The organism is Vibrio sp. S/42/10, from assembly GCF_029890535.1.
GTDB lineage: Bacteria > Pseudomonadota > Gammaproteobacteria > Enterobacterales > Vibrionaceae > Vibrio > Vibrio cyclitrophicus.
This window is the reverse complement of record NZ_JAKMZC010000029.1, coordinates 1-17,071: the sequence shown is the minus strand read 5'-3', so window position 1 is coordinate 17,071 and position 17,071 is coordinate 1. Positions and strand designations below refer to the sequence as shown.

Here is a 17,071-nt window from a genome sequence, read left to right as displayed (position 1 = left end):
GTGATTAAATTAACAGGTTTAAGTAAGAAGTATGGCAAGACACTTGTGGTGGATGATGCCAGTGCCATGTTCCCGAAAGGCGAAGTAACTTCTATCATTGGCCCAAATGGTGCGGGTAAAAGTACGCTGCTTTCAATGGCGAGTCGCTTAACAGACAGTGACGCGGGTGAAGTGGTTATTGGCGATAAGTTACTGGCTGAGTGGGATACCAAAGAGTTAGCGAAGCACCTTGCCGTGTTAAGACAATCAAACAACATCAATATGCGATTTACGATTCGTGAGTTGGTCTGTTTTGGGCGTTTTCCGCATTCCCAAGGTCGCTTGAAAGACGAAGATCATAAGATCGTCGATACAGCGCTCGAACATCTTGGCATTACCGATATCCAAAACAAATACCTTGATGAGTTGAGTGGTGGTCAGCGTCAAATGGCGTTTATCGCGATGGTTGTGGCACAAGATACGGATTATGTGTTCCTAGATGAACCACTGAACAATCTTGATATTAAACACTCTGTTGAAATCATGCAGACGTTGCGTCGTTTAGCGCATGAGTTCAATAAAGCAGTAGTGATCGTGATTCACGACATCAACTTCGCGTCTTGCTATTCAGATAACATTGTCGCGATGAAGAAAGGAAAAGTGGTTAAGTCAGGTAAGGTTGCGGAAGTGGTTGAAAAATCAGTGATGGAGTCGATTTACGAGATCCCATTTGAGATTCGTGAGTTCGATGGTGTTCGAATCTGTATGTATTACTCTGGTCGTTAGGCCTATTAGTTTCTAGATACAAAAAGGAAAAGAGCTCCCATATGAGGAGCTCTTTTTTATTCTCCAAGCTTCTTTGCGCGTTTGCTGCTTTATCTTCTTACAATTTAAGCTTCTTGCGACTGTTGATAAAGTGACCCAGGTTGATCCTTTACAGTGCGTGGTACGGTGTTAGACCCATCAACACACTCCTCAGTACCAAGATATGTTTAACCATATACTTTGAGAGTATCAGAGTATCAGAGTGTTACGCTGTAAGTTGCATAATAAATCCAGTCGAGTTTTTGACATCAAGACCTACTCATCGCTAGTTTGATGTTAGTCGAAGATCTATCCTTCATTTTTAACAAACATTTGTCATTTTCGTGTTGAGAGGTGTGAAAAGCCATCTACACTATGGTTATAACTGTTTGATTTTTATACGAGGTATCAATGAGTCGGAAACCTATAGTGTTAGTCGTAGATGACACCCCAAGTAATTTGGATGTGTTAACTGCAATACTCAAAGATATCTATCAAGTCAAAGTAGCAATTAACGGTACCATTGGTATTAAAATTGCGAAAATGGTACCGCAACCCGATCTCATTCTTCTTGATATTATGATGCCTGATATTGACGGATATGAGGTGTGCCAACAGTTAAAATCACAACCGAATACTGCCCATATTCCTATCATATTCGTGACCGCTAAAATTGGGCCCGAAGCGGAGGTCAAAGGATTGGTTTTGGGGGCTGTAGATTACCTTACCAAACCCATCACACCAGCTATTGCACTTCAACGTGTCAAAACTCATATTACCCTGTATGACCAACAACGCGCGTTGTTTAGTCAGGTAAAAGAGAAAACTCAAGAGATCAATCTCGGTAAGCTAGAAACCCTGAACATATTGGGTAGAGCGGCTGAATTTAAAGATAATGAAACTGGTATGCACGTCATGCGCATGAGTCATTATTGTGAAGTATTAGCTAAAGCCTTAGGCATGACAGACGAAGATGCAGAGACTCTCCGTGATGCGGCGCCGATGCATGATATTGGGAAAATCGGCATTCCTGATAGTGTGTTATTGAAGCCCGGTAAGTTGGATGCTGATGAATGGGCTACCATGCAAAAGCACGTTGAGTATGGTGTTGAGATACTAGGTAGACAAAGCGATTCAAAGTTGATGCGAATGGCAACCCAAGTGGCGCAGTATCACCATGAAAAATGGGATGGCAGCGGTTATCCAAATCAGATCGCGGGTGAAGCTATTCCTTTAGTTGGTCGGATTGCGGCTGTTGCTGACGTGTTTGATGCTCTGACGGCTGAAAGACCTTACAAAAAAGCGTGGAGTGTTGAAGAGGCGCTTGCTCTAATTACGGAGCAGAAAGGCAAACACTTTGACCCGACAATAGTCGATTTGTTTCTCGTCAACTTGCCCGAGATACTAGCGATTAAAGAGAAGTTCAAAGATGAATAAGCGCTTTATTATATGGATTAATCAGTGTTTTATTCTCATTTCTAGCTTATCGCTTCTGATCGTTGGTTTACCACATGCTTATGCTGAAAGCGTCAGTGAAGATGATTTAACCCAGTGGTTAGAAAGCAAACCAACAGTGACCTTTATCGCGCTTTCCAGTCATTATCCTTATTCATTTATCGATGATGAAGGTGAGGTATCCGGTATTATTCGAGATTGGGCGAAAGAGTTTGAACTCAATTATGGAATTGAAACGAACTTTATAAGTGTGAACTCTCATTCCGAAGCAAAGCAGGTCCTACTTGATGGGCGTGGCGATGTTTTTCCTTTCCAGCAATTCGACCCAAGCGAAGGTGGTCGATTTCTCGCTACTAGCCCTTATATTCCCTACCAAATCGCGGTGATTCTCCCTACCGACGATCCTACTAATAATAACATCGAGCAATCTGATAAGCGTCGTATCGCCATGGTGCGAAATAGTATCGATCTAGAAAAGTCAGGAGTACAACTCAGCTCGATCGAAAGAGTTCAATTTGATACTGCTATTGATGCTATTCGTGCTCTGGAAGAAGGCTCAGTCGATGGCATGCTTGCTGAGCCAGTCACTACGCTAGATCTCGCTCACAAGAGCGGCGTATACAGTTTAGCGGTTAATTACGTTCTCGAACGCTGGAAATACATAGAAGCTTCAATGGTTGTTCGAACTAGGGACGCCAAACTGCTTGCTTTGTTAAACCAACAAATCGCAACATTTGATATTGGGAAGAAAAACCGGATTTTATCGCACTGGTTAAAAGATTCGCCCTATCGCACTCCAGTAAAAGGTGTGTTTGGATTTGGTAACCCTCCTTACATGTACCCAGAAAGTACATCTGTAGGGATTGAGCATGACATTATGCAGCGCGCGCTCAACAATATGGGGTATCGACTTGGTGACGTTGTCACTCTTCCTCGTAGCGCAGCCAACCAGGCTATTGATAATAATAGTTCGATATCGTTTGTTTCAGGAATACAGGCTGATGGGGCTTCAGTACATTTTTTGAGTGATAAAATCATGGATGTTGAGTTTGTACCTATTTCGCTAAAAAGGCGCAACTTGAACCTCAACTCTGCCGAAAATTTATCGCTGGGTGCTTTGCTATTTGATGATACTTCGCCAATAAAAAATTCCGTTGAGATACTGAGAAACAAAGTCAGTATCGGTAGCCTTGAGGATATCGACAGCCTAGAATCTGCATTTTCTCAGCTACGTGCACAAAACGTCGATCTATTAATGGTTGAGAAACGGGTGCTGAGGTGGTTTGTCATGAATACCCGTTTCATTGAGATGCGTGAAATCGAACTACATGAAGATTTTAAAGTCAACTATCCGATTTATGTGGATTTTAGATCAGCTAAGCTAAGAGACAGCTTCAATGAAGCGATTAAACATCTAAAGCAAACTAATGACGAGTTTGAGCAGATACTTGAAACTCAAGTTAGGAATGATCTTACTCCAGTACTTAGGAAGGCCGACATCATTGCTCAAATATCGGCTTATTTTATTGTGAATGACCGCTTTGAAGAGCTCCCTAGGATCTTCGATATATTCGATGCTGAGCATACTTTTAGAGTGATTTCCGCACAAGCAGATAACAACAAAAGGCCTATTGAATCTTGGTATTTAGGCGAAGATCTAGATTCCTCACTGAACAAAAAAAACACCTCCAAATTATCATCTGTGACTAAAGGCGCTGGCTATAAAACGCAAACAGGAAGTGTTAATGCAGGGTTCATGACGTTTTACTTTGATGTTAGTTCCGTCGAAAGAAATTATGTATATTTCCCTTCCATTGAACAATTTGAATCGTTTGGAGAAGGAGCACAGCGTTATATCGCCGGTGTCTATCAATCAAACAACTTGACTGGTGAGCTTCTAAATCTCAGCCAAAAAGAGCGTCAATGGATCAAGAACCGTCCCGAACTAAAAGTAGGTATCGACCCCAATTCATTACCTTATGAAGCCTTGTCTAGTAAGGATGAATATATTGGAATGATTGATGATTACCTGACGTTAATTGAACAAAAAACTGGGTTACGATTGAGTCATGTTGATGTTGAAAACTGGCAAGAAACTCGCAGACTTGTTGATCACCGTCAGGTTCATCTAGTGTCTGCTGCTGTCGAGAACCGCTCGTTAGGTGAAAATGTAAAACCAGCAAAAGCGCTATTTTCTAGCCGTCTTGCTATAGCTTCACACCGAGATATTAATAGTCTTGTGCTGGAAGAAGCTTATGGATGGAAGCTTGGAATATTAGCAAATGGTGCCAATACTGAAGCTATTGTGGAAAGTTACCCAAATATTGAATGGGAGCTTGTCGATTTTACGAGAAAAGGGTTGGAGCGAGTTGAGTCTGGTGAGCTCGATGGAATTATTGACACTGTCGACGTGCTTAATTACTTGATCGATTCGTTTGGTTACCGAGGTATTGGGATCATTGGGCGATTAGATTTTTTCTTGTCACCAACATTTCATGTCATAAAGTCTGAGCCGTTATTGTTGTCAATTATGAATAAAGCGATTGAAAATATATCGGCTGAAGATCATCAAAAAATATCAGCTAAATGGGCGGCACCTAAAGCGATTGAAAAAATTGATTACCAACTGGTTTATACCATATCGGTATTCTCGATCGTGATAGTGTTGCTGATTGTATTTTGGAATAGAAAGCTATCCAAACAAATCACTATTGCCAATAACGCGACCGAAGCACTTCGCAAAGCACAAGATCAACTATACAACATCCTGAATACTTCGCCTATCGCGGCGAGTGTCATTGTTGATGACCAAGTGCGTTATGCAAATGATACGGCCAAACGCCTATTTGGGGTGGGACGAAAAGAACTCTCTTCTATCGATGTTGAAGTTGTTTATGACTCTTTGTCTGATCGTGATGCGTTTGACAAAGAGCTAGATCTTAACGGTAAAGTAGTCAACCGGGAGTTAGTGCTGAGAAAGTTTGATGGAGGCCGCTTTGTCGCGCTTGTGAGCTATTACCTATTTGAACTTGATGGGGAAGTCGCGACTCTATTTTGGGCTTTTGATATCTCTGAAATGAAGCGCCTAAATGAGCAACTTGAAGAAGAGAAAGAGAGAGCCGATCTGGCTAGCCAAGCTAAATCTGATTTCTTAGCTAACATGAGCCATGAGATCAGAACACCGATGAATGCGATTATCGGTTTGTCTTATTTGGCTATTGGCGAAATATCTAATCCTATTGCTCGAAATTATATCGAGAAAGTGCATCGTTCAGGACATTCACTGTTAAGTATCATTAACGATATCCTCGATTTTTCTAAAATAGAAGCGGGGCAGCTATTCATTGATAGCATCCCATTTAACCCTATGGTGACCTTTAAAGATGTCATAGAACTGATGGAGTCTAAGGCGTCAGAAAAGCAACTTAACCTATCGATGTCTGTTGACCCAGAGTTAAACAGTCCAATGCTCGGCGACCCGTTAAGGCTCTTTCAAGTCATTCTTAACCTTATTGGTAATGCCATTAAATTCACAGAGTTTGGACATGTGACATTAACCGCTGTTCTACTGGAGTCTAACGATCACAGCGTGAGTATGAAGATCAGTGTATCCGATTCGGGAATCGGGATATCAGAAGAGAATCGACACAAGCTCTTTCAAGCATTTAGTCAAGCTGACAGCACCACGACCCGAAAATTTGGTGGTACTGGTTTAGGTTTGAATATTAGTCAGAAACTCGTGCATGCTATGGGCAGTAAAATTTCAGTCGAGAGCGTGTTGGGTAACGGCAGTGAATTCTCTTTCCCTATCACGTTACTTAAATCGAATGCACAAGAACTTGAGCAATTTAAGTCCCAAGAATTAAAACTTGATTACCATGTTGAATTTAAAGGGCAAAGGGTACTTTTGGTTGAAGATAATGAACTGAATCAAGACTTGGCATTGGCGTTCTTGGATCGTTTCAAGCTAAACGCAGATTTGGCCGAAAATGGTCAAGAGGCCGTTTCACTAGCCAAAAATAATGATTACGAAGTCATTTTAATGGATCTTCAAATGCCAGTTATGGATGGCTTTGAAGCGACACGGAAAATTCGAGAGTTTGACATGCAAGTTCCTATCATTGCGATGTCGGCTAATGTGTTCGCTGATGCCAAACAGAGAGCAAGAGACGCAGGGGTAACAGATTTCCTAGATAAGCCGATAATCATTGATGAAGCGAGCTCTTTGCTTATTAAGTACATTGTGCCTGAGGTTATGGTCGAAGGAAAAGCTGCACCTTTAACGGATCAAGTGGTGAGCTCAGCGGAGAACGATGACCATTCCATTGATGAGAACTCTGAAGAATCTCCTGTATTCTCAAAACAGCGCTTTGAGCAACTCACTCAATCCGACGTTGAACTCCAAGATAAGCTGCTTAGAAAGTTCGACAATAGTGCACCAAAGATCATGGCAGAGGCCTTTGAGAGTCATGAGAAAGGTGAATGGGTGAATTTAGAGCGTAGTCTACATACCTTGAAAAGTATGGCAGCATCGATTGGTGGAGTACGTTTAGCAGGCTTGCTAAGTGATTTAGAGGCGAAAGCCCATGCGAAGGAGTGTCATGAGTTTGATCTTCAAGAAGGTAAACATGGTTTGCTCGAGCTCATTAAGGCTATTGAAAGTCAATTTGATAAATCACAAGTAGTTGAAGCGGTTAATCTAGGAGCTTTGTCGTCAACGGTGACAGAGAAGCAAAGAGTGAAGTTGCTCAGTCTACTTGAAGCCTACGACAACGAAGCTGCGCAATATGTGTCTGAGTTACTTGTTTTGTATCCAAGTTCTGCCGAGCTTAAAGAGGTGCAACGTGCGCTGGATGGGTATGATTTCGAGCGGGCGACTGACGTAATCCGAACTTTTCAATAATCACATAATTTGTGTTAAATCACATCAGTACTCAAAAAATTGGCCCTTTTAACTGTTTTAGTTTAGGGGCCAATAATGTTGGAGGAACCGATGAAGCTAAAGGTCAAATGCAGTTAAAGATTAAATGCAGTAATCAGCTACAATACGGTAAAAGGGTCTAATCAAATCGGCAAACACACCTAATCACGGACATTTTGTTTGATTAGATCAATGACAGTATCGTATCTGTGTGGCAGTTTTCGGTTCCTCTTCTGAACCAAATACAGCGTTTCTTCTACCTTTACCTTTGGTGGTACAACGTACAGCTTATCTCTGCCTGGGAAGTGTTCAACAGCACCGGCGGGCAGTACCGTAAAGCCTAATCCTTTTGATACTGGTAGCAATATTTGATGAAGTTGATTGATGTAGCCAGACTTTGGTATTTCGTTGATGTTGATATTCGCCAAATCTTTGTCTCCGCATAAGTCGAAATACAAAGACAGATAATGGGCAGAGTCTGGGTGCGCAATTAATCCAATGTCATCCAACACTTTTGGTGTTATCTCTAAACCTGCATGGCTTTGATGGACGATTAAACACAACGCTTCTTTACCGATGACTTGGCTTTGATAATAACTGTCGTTTGGAGAATGTCTCACGATGCCGATATCTGTCGTGCCCTCAAGTAAGTCATTTAATATTTTCTTGTTGGGAGCTGCTTCTAGGTTAATGCTTAATTCTCTATGCTGTTGCTGCAATTCAAGAAGCTTTGGATAAAGGCGCAGAGATAAAGAGCCAGAGCACGAAAGGTTGCATTGCCCTGAATAAGGGTTATCAAAATTCAAAGACTCGAAAAGATCTTCTTGGTCTTTTTCCAGTTTGAGAGCATAGCGATACATAATGCGACCTTGCTCGGTAAGTTCGAAGCTCTTATTTTCCCTCGATAAAAGGTCACAATCACACACTTGCTCTAGCTTTTTGATATGTTGGCTAACTCCGGGCTGCGTCATATACAGCTTTTCGGCCGTTTGGGTAAAATGACCTACTTCAACCAGAGTCTTAAACGTGTTTAGCCAAAGCGGATTAATCATACTCATTTCCAAATCCCCAAACCTGTGAATAGCAAAATTAAAATCAACATGAATAACGAAAAATTATTATTCTATTAAGTAATGATAATTTCAACCTCAAAAAGACACTTCTATGGAAATCAAAGCAAGCTAGTGTAAAGCGAACGATATGTGTTTTTGGCTAGATACGGACGTTAATCTATTTATTGAGTAACAAAGTGTTGCGACTTTGTTGAATGTTTGGTTTATTGGCCGACTACGATCGTATTTGGGAATGAAGATGAATAGAAACGTTTGGCTGCTATCACTGTGTCAGGCCTTATTGATGACGGGTAATATATTACTGATCTCGGTGATTGGTTTGATAGGTAAACAGATCGCCCCTAGTGTCAGCATGATTACTTTACCCGTTGCTTTACAGTTTTTAGGTTTAATGGCGGCCACTATTCCCGCGTCTTTAATTTCAGGTAAGTTAGGACGAAAACGAGGGTTTAGTATTGGCAACGTAGTCGGTATTACAGGGGCAAGTCTTGCAACTTACGCGTTATCTCAACAACACTTTTATCTGTTTTGCTTCGCCACATTTTTGCTTGGGATAGGTATCGGTTTTGGCACGCTTTATCGTTTCGCTGCTATCGAAGTGTGCGATGAAAATGCTCGCCATCGTGCGATTTCTATATCAATGGCTGGTGGCGTTCTTGCTGCCGTATTAGGGCCTAACTTGGCGATTATGTCGCAACAATGGTCGCAAGATGGCTTGTATATTGGTGCTTTTGCTTCGTTGATTGGATTGAACATTCTTGCGTTGCTTATCTTACAAACCATTCAATTTCCAAGAGTCTCTTTTAATAGTCAGGCTCCCAAAGCTGATCCTTTAGGTGTGATCGTTAAAGCACCGAACTTTATTGGAGCAGTTTTTGCTGCAATGGTCGCTTATGCGGTGATGAATATCCTAATGACAGCAACACCGTTGGCAATGATTGGCTGTGGTTTTGATTTTACCAAGGCGGCTGGCGTGATTGAGTGGCATGTTCTGGGGATGTTTGTACCTGCATTCTTTACCGGAGCGCTTATCGAGAAGTTTGGCTCAAGAATGATGATCTTGGCGGGCGGGATTCTGTTCGTTGTCTGTATTGCGATTAACATTCATGGCGAATCTATCTGGCACTTCAGAGCGGCTTTGGTCGTGCTAGGTGTAGGTTGGAACTTCATGTTTATCGCGGCAACAGGCTTGTTTAGTCAGTCTTACCAATCGCAAAACAAAGCCAAGGCTCAAGCATTCAATGAATTTGTTGTCTTTGGTTGTGTGACTATCACAGCGATGCTTTCTGGTTGGCTAGAATCAACAGCAGGGTGGCAGAACCTTAATTTCTACGTATTACCCTTCGTATTAGCTGTGATCTTGCTGTTCGCTTTTAGCGCGCGTAAATCGCGTGTTCAAAAACAGCCAGTATGATGATTTTCTGGGCCTCCAAGCCTCCAATTAATTCAAGCTTATTATAGGTAGTACGAATCTTGTTAGATTGAAATACAGACTAATAAAAAGCCCTACCATTTGGTAGGGCTTTGCTTACGGCTTAAATAATCACGTTTTCTTAAAACTGCTGTCGTGGCTTATCTCCTGTGACAACAGTACTTAAGTTTGCTTTCAAGTCGATATGGTAGAGTCCACATCGCTATTATTGGGTTTAAAAACCTGCTGTGATTTACAGGTCGACTAAAATTGTCTTAGCCGTAATCCCACCTTGGTCATCGATTATCTTCAGAGTCACCTCGTGCTTTCCGTATGAAGGGAAGATAGAAGTGAATGTGCGACCTCGTTTCACCTTTCCGTTTGGAAGTGTCCACTCGGTATCAACAATACGACCATCGCTATCTGAACTTGTAGACCACATGGTTACCCAACGACCCAAGTGAATGTACTTTGCACTCGCTTCTGGAAGGGCATTTGGAGATTCAACACTCACTACGGAGCTAAATGAATCGGTAGTGCCTTTGTCGTCGACAACAGTCAAGTTCACCGTGTATTCACCGGCTTGCTCGTAAGACCAAGTTGGTGCCACTTCGTTACTTGTTGTGCCGTTGCCAAAGTCCCATAGATAACTGGTGATCTCGCCATCTTGGTCAGAACTGAAGTTACGTGCAGACACGTTCAGGCCAGTAACATTAAGCTCAAAGTTCGCAGTAGGGGCGACGTTGTGTTGGCTTACTTTCGATAAGCGAACCACGCCGTATTCGTTGTTGTCACTCTGATTCACAATATCAACGGCTAAACCAAACTCCGTCAGGATACGTCCTGAATCAGGCGCTTGAGGAGACGTGTAGTCTTGGTCGTCAGAGAAGCTAGCGTTACCAAGCAAACTGGTATCTTCAAGTACATCATTGTCGCTGTTCACAAGGCGCATTGGGGTATGATCTTTGAGTGAGAACGCAGCATCACGAACTTGGTAACGAGTTTGAGCGACTTCACCAGATTTTTCCCAAGTCATGGCATTCTGGTCTGCATCGACCACACCTAACCAACCTTCACCTGGGTGTTTGCCTACCCAGTTATCAGTCAGTGACTCGTCTACGTACCAAATGATCAAACCCGGATCGAATGAGATAAGTTGCCCCATACGTTTGATGTTGGCTAGGCCTTCATCAACATCCATGTGGCTACGCCATTGCAGCAGGTAGTAGTGTTGCGCTTGGTGGAATCCATTGCTCAGCTTGTAGCCATTTAGGGCGAAGGTGGAGTTGCTTTCACCATCGTCTATTGAGGTGACTTCACCATCAACGACCACACTGAGGTTATCCAGATAGAAGCCTTCCATCGCCAAGCCACCATCGGTGATGTACTCAAATGACAGTTCTATTTCTTGGCCTACCCATTGTGAAACGTCAAACTCAGCGTCAATCCACCCGCCAGATTCGCCGCCAATAGCAGGAACGAGGCCAGTATTGTATGGGTCATCCATTGAGGTGATGTTGCCAGCTATTGCTTGTCCATTCACAAGCACGCGAGCGAAGTCGTAGTCTTTCTCAATTTCATACCACGTTTTGAACGAAAGCAATGCAGAATCACCGGCTGGAATCACCAACTTGCGTGTCATGCTGTTTTTCAGGTCATCGCCTTTTTGAGAGTGGAATGAATACTCTCCCTCAAAGGGTTTCAGACTTTCAATTTGCTTTTCAGGAAGATCGACCTTAATCATGTTCGGACGGCTGTTATCCGTTGTTTGGAACAGTGTATAAACTTGTGGGTTGTCTTCTAGGTCATCAATCGAGATTTGATCATCGTTAACCCAGCGACCACCAATCGATTTTTGTAGGAAGTGCTTTGCCCAAGAGCTGAATGCCGTTGGTTGTGTGCCACCAATTTTGCCAGCCCAGCTGCCTGAAGACATGATTGACCAGTAAGAAACCGGTTCACCTTTGCCTGTGTATTGCGTGTCGTACTCGTCTGGTAAGCCTAAATCATGGCCATATTCGTGAGCACAGACACCGGCTGCGGCATCAATCGGTTGAATGGTGTAATCAAAGGCCGCGTATTGGCCACCAAAGCGATCGGGAAGAGAGCTAGAGGTACCTTCAAGCACATGTGTGCGACCAAGGTTGAATCGGTGAGACCAGATAGCATCAGGGCCTAATACGCCACCACCGGCTTCTTCGCCAACAGATGCGTGGAATACCATTAAGTGATCAATTACACCATCGGGTTCACGGAAGTTTCCGTCACCATCGTAATCGTAACGATCTTCAATATCGTAATCGGCTAGGTTGATGCTAGGATCTTGAGCCAGTTGATTCAACGCTTCGCGAACTAGTTCTTGTGCGTTGAGATCGTTGTCGGTCGTCGGGGAGTTACCACCATAGAAAGACGCAGGCTTAGAGGCGCGATACCAACCAGCAGCTTGACCTGCAACGCTGTAACTGTCACCCGATTCGCTTTGGTAATACTGACGCATCGAGATTAGGTTTTCGCCGTTTGGCCCTGTGTAGCCAGAGTTTGAAAACAGCAACTCTTGATAATGTTCTGGGTTGTAGCTCTCGTAGAGCATTTGGGTGTGCTCTTCGGTCAGCTTGTTGTCATCCCAGTTCAAGTCAGGGAAATCCACCAATAGAGCCAGTACTTTATCGGTACGCTTGGTGCCGACTTCCAAAGCAAAGACGCTCGCCTTTTTAACGCCAGATCCTTTCTCAATGGCTTTCAGTATTTTCGCTCGTTGCTCAAGTGCTTTTTTACCGAATTGAGCGTCGCCTTTAAAACCGGAATTGATCTTATTTTTTAAGTAACGGTCAAGTGCGTCGTGTTTTGCCACATCGGTTGCATCTTGGTCGACTAAGCCTTGTCTAACTAGCATTTCAATGAGTTTGTCTTCATTAACCACGCCTAAATCAATAGGTGTTTTTGCATAACTACTGACGCTAAATAGAGTAAGCATTGCTGAAGCCAACAATGTTTTTCTCATCATTTTCATTGTATTTCCTTTTTATATTTCCATGTCGATATCAGTATCAACTGCCTTATTCGAATCAGTTGTCCGAGTCTGGCCTAATACACTCTTGTGGTGTCTTATTTAACTGACGTGTGTGTGCTGTATGTTTCGTACTTTCTATCTCTTTTATACTTTCTATTTCTTTTGTATTGGTTGTCTCTTTTCTATTTTTTGAATCAAACGGAGTGCTCTTTACTTTCTTGGCGTTTAGATAGGTACGCAAAGCTTCTTGATTGCCCTCATAGGTTAAGCTAGGACAGATAACGCCTCGTTCAATCAATGACTTCAGCAATAGTTCGTCGTTCTCAATAGTGGAAGCCTGTGACAGTGAGGAAAAAATGAGAACCATTAAAGCCATTGTTTTGTGTGACATTCTTATATCAAGCCATCAGTTTTGATTATGTAACAAAATATATTTATAAAATTAACCAATCAAATGGTTAATTTTTACAAACAATTATTCGTTCCGATTTCAACATTAAGAGTTAATATCAAATAAGATGGGTTAATTATTCTTCTGTCAGTTATTTAATGAAAGTTAATGAATAAATAGGTGATAGTTTGGTTATTAGTACTATTCATTGAAATGAACGTTATTACTCTAGAAGGTAATAAATATGAGGTTTGTCATAATCACTGTTTAATTATTTTCGTGCATTTGGAAATCTAGAAGTGAATTAAATTATAAGAGATGAATGTAACTTTAGTCGTTAAATTATTTTTAGATGGAAAGCGTGCAACAACAGAGTTTTTTTGGAATAAACGAATAAGTAGTAAAAAGAGCCGAGTTAGGCTCTTTCGTTTGTATTCTAGTTAGTCATTTGGTGACAATACCTATGATTGAGAGACATCGCGATAGAAGTACCGTTCACACACTTTGGGGTTAATGCGCTTGATGACATTTGAGATCAAAGCAACGACAAGCACTGAGAATACTAATCTTCCCCAAAATATGGTGTAGAAGTCAGCCCCAATGAGCAGGATCAACAACGTATCTTCAATCAAACTGTGGAGCAAGTTGAGCAGCATGAGCGCGGTGAACACGTCTCTAGCTGAGATATGTCCTTTCTTGGCTTCGTTGATCAATAAGCCACCGCCAAACGAAAGCCCAAGCGTGATTCCGATAATCGTTAGGTTGGTTGCGTCTTTGCTGATCCCTAACAGTCTTAAGAATGGTCTCAACATTACAGCCATCAGTTTTTCAATTCCGACAAGCTTTAAAATTTTGAGTAGCAGTAATAGTGCTGAGATTACCATGAAGATAACCGCAAAACTCTTAAGCTGATCCAAGGCCCAGGTGAGGTAACTTGTATCCGTTGATACTTCCGGTTGCCAAAGCACTGTCGCGGGGTAGTTGAGTAAGTCGCTATATTGATAGCTGAGATTCAATAACCATGCTAATACCAAACTGCCGCCGACTCTGACTGATAACGTCGCCAACCAACTGACGCCTGCTTTTTTGGCTATCGCACCTTCGATTGGCAGTGAATGGGCGAGGAGCATCATGCTGCCTAATACAGAAGCCTGAGCAACAGTGAGAGGAATATCTGAGTTAATGAGAATAATGAGCCCCGCATAGATGTTGGTGAGTATGGTGGTTGCCCATACCAATCCCATCTCTTTTGGTAAGCCGACGCTTTCCATTATTGGGCTAAGCCATTCGCTAAGAATCACGATGCCGCCGAGCTCTTCAATGACCTTTATCACGATGATAATTGGAATCATGATTCGGAAAAGAGTCGAGGTGACATCGATAATCTCTTTAAGGAGTTCTTTAAAAAATTGATAGGTTGATTTCATCGTTACGACCATAGTTCGATTGTTTAGTATGAAAAGATCTTACCGTGATTGATGTGATTAAAATTTCTAAATTGAACTTTAAAGTTGCTATGGATTTTTTAATTATCGTAATATTAAAAATTATAAGTCAAAAAATTCTTGGTTTAAGAAATTATGGTAATTGATCGTATAGATAGGAATATTCTCGTTGAACTGCAGAAGAACAACCGAATTCCAAACCTCACATTGGCTGAACTGGTCGGATTGTCACCGCCTGCTTGCTTAAAGCGAGTGAAACGGCTGAGAGAAGAGGGCGTTATAGTTGGTGATGTGTCTATCATCAACCCAGAACTGACCGGCAGTAAGATTACTTTGGTTGTGTCCGTGGAAATGGAGCGTGACCGAGGGGACATTTACCAGATCTTTCGCCATTCTATTTCAAAGGCAGAAGAGGTCACGCAGTGTTATCAGATATCAGGCAGCTTTGACTTCATGTTGATTGTGACGGTCAAAGACATACAAGCCTATGAAGATTTTGTTGAGCGTGTATTGCGCAAAGATTTAAATATTCGTAAGTTTCACACGTCTGTTTCTATGAGAACGGTGAAATTCAGTACAGCTGTCAATTTAGATGAGTGATTTGGCTTTTTAAATTTGTAGGGTGAGTTCGAACTCTGTGAAGTATCTAGCTTAAATCTGTATAAATAGCAGGCATTTACGCAAAATGTGATATTCACATTTTGTCATAACTTTAATAATTGTATATATTCCTCGCCTAAATAATAATTAACAAAAGTTAATATAATGACTGTCAGCTCATTTTCTCAATCACGTGAAACGCTTCTAAGCGAAAACGAACAACTCGTCTCAACTACCGATCTTAAAGGTGTGATTACTTACAGTAATGATGCTTTTTGTCGTATAGCAGAATATAGCCAACAAGAACTCCTAGGACAAAACCACAATGTTGTCAGGCATGGTGATATGCCCAAAGCTGCATTTGCCGATATGTGGATCAACCTAAAACAAGGTAAAGCGTGGCGTGGAATCGTAAAGAACAAAACGAAGTCCGGTGGCTTTTATTGGGTCGATGCTTATGTCACGCCAATTTACGATAATGGAAAGGTGAGTGGCTATCAGTCTGTTCGTGTTAAACCTAAGAATGAGTGGGTGCAGATTGCAGATAAGGCCTACCAAGGCTTATTGAAGGCTGAGAAGTCTGGCCGCCAATGGTCATTACAGATCAGCGATAGTGTTCGTTATGCCGTGTTATTGGGATCGTTGGCTGCGCCTCTCGTATCAAATCTAGTCGAAGTTGGGCAAATGTCGCAATGGTTTCTTAGTTTGCTTCCTGTTTCTGCATTGGCTCTGCTTTTCCGACAAGAACTCATTGATACACCGTTACAGTTAAAGAAGCTTCAGTCTAAGTTTGATAGTGTCAGTCGTCTTGTTTATTCAGGTAATAGTAAGTATTCAATCGCCGACTTCCATTTGAAGCTGTTGTCTGCGCGAATCAGAACGGTGTTAGGTCGTATGACGGATTCAGCGAAGCCATTGCAAGACTTAGCTGATAATCTCAATACGACTTCATTTGAAGTGTCAGAAGCGTTAGATCAACAAACGGAAGATATTTTACAAGTGCGTGAAGCAACTGAAGAAGTTGAAGTCACGGCGAATGAGGTCTCTTCTCGTACAGAAGAAGCGCATCAGATTGTTGATGTGACTTTGCAAACCTGTGCGGGTGCTAAAGAAAGCATTAATCAAACTCATCAAAATTTAGAAAGCTTAGCTTCACAGGCAGAGAAGGCCACCCAAACAACTTACCAACTGAGCGACCAAGCTCAAAGCGTCAGCAAGATAATGGAAGAGATAGGCGGAATCGCCGAGCAAACCAACTTGTTGGCACTGAACGCTGCGATCGAAGCGGCTAGAGCAGGCGAACAAGGACGTGGTTTTGCGGTGGTTGCTGATGAAGTGCGTGCGTTATCGGGTCGCACTTCTAAGGCGACGGTTCAAATCAAAGAGAGCATTGATACCATGTTAGCGACGATTGAAGGTTGGCAGAAAGATATTTTGGCTAACCGAGAACAAACGGATGCGTGTGGCGATGTAGCAAAGGTAAGTGCAGAGCGCTTGTCAGAAGTTGAGAACCTAATGCAATCGATGAACGAGTTAATGCAGTCGGTTGAAAGTTCCGCACATAAGCAACGTCAGCTATCTAGTGACGTAAACCTTCATATGCAGTCTATCGCGTCAACCGCCGAGCAAAACCTAGTGGCGACACATTCAGTCAAAGATCATTCGAAAGAGCTCAAAGAGCAAGTGAATGAATTCTATCAATTGGCGAAGCGTTTCGAAGAGAAATAGCGGTTAGATTTACGCCGAGTAAGAAATAAGAGAAAGCCTTACGAAATTAGCAGGGCTTTTTTGTGAGCTAAAGGAACTGTTAACAATCAAAGACTAACAGGCAACTGATACAAAAAAGCCCCGCATTTTGAACTGACCCCCAATAGTTGGACACCAATTATTGGGGGTCTTTTTATGTCCAAATATAGCCGAGAGCTAAAATGTATCATTGCTAGGCAATACTTAGATGGCACGTCATCTCTCTACTTAGCAAA

Annotated in this window: 10 protein-coding genes and 1 pseudogene; 7 read left to right on the top strand and 4 right to left on the bottom strand. The window is 42.2% G+C overall.

Translation table 11 applies throughout. The features are described 5' to 3' along the window. The 3 genes from L8S15_RS20930 to L8S15_RS20920 all read left to right on the top strand — a co-directional run bounded on the left by L8S15_RS20930 (window position 1) and on the right by L8S15_RS20920 (window position 7,141). Window positions 1–765 (top strand): ATP-binding cassette domain-containing protein, encoded by a 765-nt coding sequence (locus tag L8S15_RS20930; protein ID WP_010430471.1) that lies wholly within the window; start codon window positions 1–3, stop codon window positions 763–765. A gap of 429 nt (window positions 766–1,194) precedes the next feature. Beyond that, a complete protein-coding gene (locus L8S15_RS20925) occupies window positions 1,195–2,220 on the top strand; it encodes a two-component system response regulator (protein ID WP_016797345.1) in 1,026 nt (341 codons plus the stop codon). After that, entirely contained in the window at window positions 2,213–7,141 is a 4,929-nt protein-coding gene (locus L8S15_RS20920) for a transporter substrate-binding domain-containing protein (RefSeq protein ID WP_280574989.1), read from the top strand. The genes L8S15_RS20925 and L8S15_RS20920 overlap by 8 nt, the downstream gene beginning before the upstream one ends. A gap of 179 nt (window positions 7,142–7,320) precedes the next feature. Here L8S15_RS20920 and L8S15_RS20915 read toward each other — a convergent pair whose 3' ends face one another. Next, window positions 7,321–8,211, bottom strand: coding sequence for a LysR family transcriptional regulator (locus L8S15_RS20915; protein WP_016768313.1), 891 nt, complete (start codon window positions 8,209–8,211; stop codon window positions 7,321–7,323). 259 nt (window positions 8,212–8,470) lie between these two features. Here L8S15_RS20915 and L8S15_RS20910 point away from each other — a divergent pair, with 259 nt between their 5' ends. Then, the gene (locus L8S15_RS20910) at window positions 8,471–9,646 is read left to right on the top strand and encodes an MFS transporter (RefSeq protein WP_016794498.1); all 1,176 of its coding nucleotides are present in this window, start codon (window positions 8,471–8,473) and stop codon (window positions 9,644–9,646) included. Between the two features lie 250 nt (window positions 9,647–9,896). Here L8S15_RS20910 and L8S15_RS20905 read toward each other — a convergent pair whose 3' ends face one another. The 3 genes from L8S15_RS20905 to L8S15_RS20895 form a co-directional block, all read right to left on the bottom strand. Beyond that, on the bottom strand, window positions 9,897–12,653 hold the full coding sequence (locus L8S15_RS20905) for an immune inhibitor A domain-containing protein (protein ID WP_280574987.1): 2,757 nt from the start codon (window positions 12,651–12,653) through the stop codon (window positions 9,897–9,899). 55 nt (window positions 12,654–12,708) lie between these two features. Continuing rightward, a complete protein-coding gene (locus L8S15_RS20900) occupies window positions 12,709–13,044 on the bottom strand; it encodes a hypothetical protein (RefSeq protein ID WP_280574985.1) in 336 nt (111 codons plus the stop codon). Window positions 13,045–13,505: 461 nt separating this feature from the next. Then, window positions 13,506–14,471 carry a hypothetical protein gene (locus L8S15_RS20895; protein WP_280574983.1) on the bottom strand — a complete coding sequence of 322 codons (966 nt, stop codon included), beginning with the start codon at window positions 14,469–14,471 and terminating at the stop codon, window positions 13,506–13,508. A 153-nt stretch (window positions 14,472–14,624) separates the two neighbouring features. Here L8S15_RS20895 and L8S15_RS20890 point away from each other — a divergent pair, with 153 nt between their 5' ends. The 3 genes and pseudogenes from L8S15_RS20890 to L8S15_RS21885 all read left to right on the top strand — a co-directional run. Further along, window positions 14,625–15,089 (top strand): Lrp/AsnC family transcriptional regulator, encoded by a 465-nt coding sequence (locus L8S15_RS20890; RefSeq protein ID WP_016768317.1) that lies wholly within the window; start codon window positions 14,625–14,627, stop codon window positions 15,087–15,089. 165 nt (window positions 15,090–15,254) lie between these two features. After that, window positions 15,255–16,817 carry a PAS domain-containing methyl-accepting chemotaxis protein gene (locus L8S15_RS20885; RefSeq protein WP_016768318.1) on the top strand — a complete coding sequence of 521 codons (1,563 nt, stop codon included), beginning with the start codon at window positions 15,255–15,257 and terminating at the stop codon, window positions 16,815–16,817. Between the two features lie 174 nt (window positions 16,818–16,991). Beyond that, window positions 16,992–17,071, top strand: a pseudogene (locus L8S15_RS21885) (helix-turn-helix domain-containing protein); the annotation flags it as partial.

Excerpts from the sequence above, each read along its gene's own strand:
- L8S15_RS20900 (WP_280574985.1), bottom strand. The coding sequence starts at position 13,044 with ATGTCACACAAAACAATGGCTTTAATGGTTCTCATTTTTTCCTCACTG.
- L8S15_RS20885 (WP_016768318.1), top strand. The coding sequence starts at position 15,255 with ATGACTGTCAGCTCATTTTCTCAATCACGTGAAACGCTTCTAAGCGAA.
- L8S15_RS20915 (WP_016768313.1), bottom strand. The coding sequence starts at position 8,211 with ATGATTAATCCGCTTTGGCTAAACACGTTTAAGACTCTGGTTGAAGTA.
- L8S15_RS20905 (WP_280574987.1), bottom strand. The coding sequence starts at position 12,653 with ATGAAAATGATGAGAAAAACATTGTTGGCTTCAGCAATGCTTACTCTA.
- L8S15_RS20890 (WP_016768317.1), top strand. The coding sequence starts at position 14,625 with ATGGTAATTGATCGTATAGATAGGAATATTCTCGTTGAACTGCAGAAG.
- L8S15_RS20920 (WP_280574989.1), top strand. The coding sequence starts at position 2,213 with ATGAATAAGCGCTTTATTATATGGATTAATCAGTGTTTTATTCTCATT.
- L8S15_RS20895 (WP_280574983.1), bottom strand. The coding sequence starts at position 14,471 with ATGAAATCAACCTATCAATTTTTTAAAGAACTCCTTAAAGAGATTATC.
- L8S15_RS20910 (WP_016794498.1), top strand. The coding sequence starts at position 8,471 with ATGAATAGAAACGTTTGGCTGCTATCACTGTGTCAGGCCTTATTGATG.
- L8S15_RS20925 (WP_016797345.1), top strand. The coding sequence starts at position 1,195 with ATGAGTCGGAAACCTATAGTGTTAGTCGTAGATGACACCCCAAGTAAT.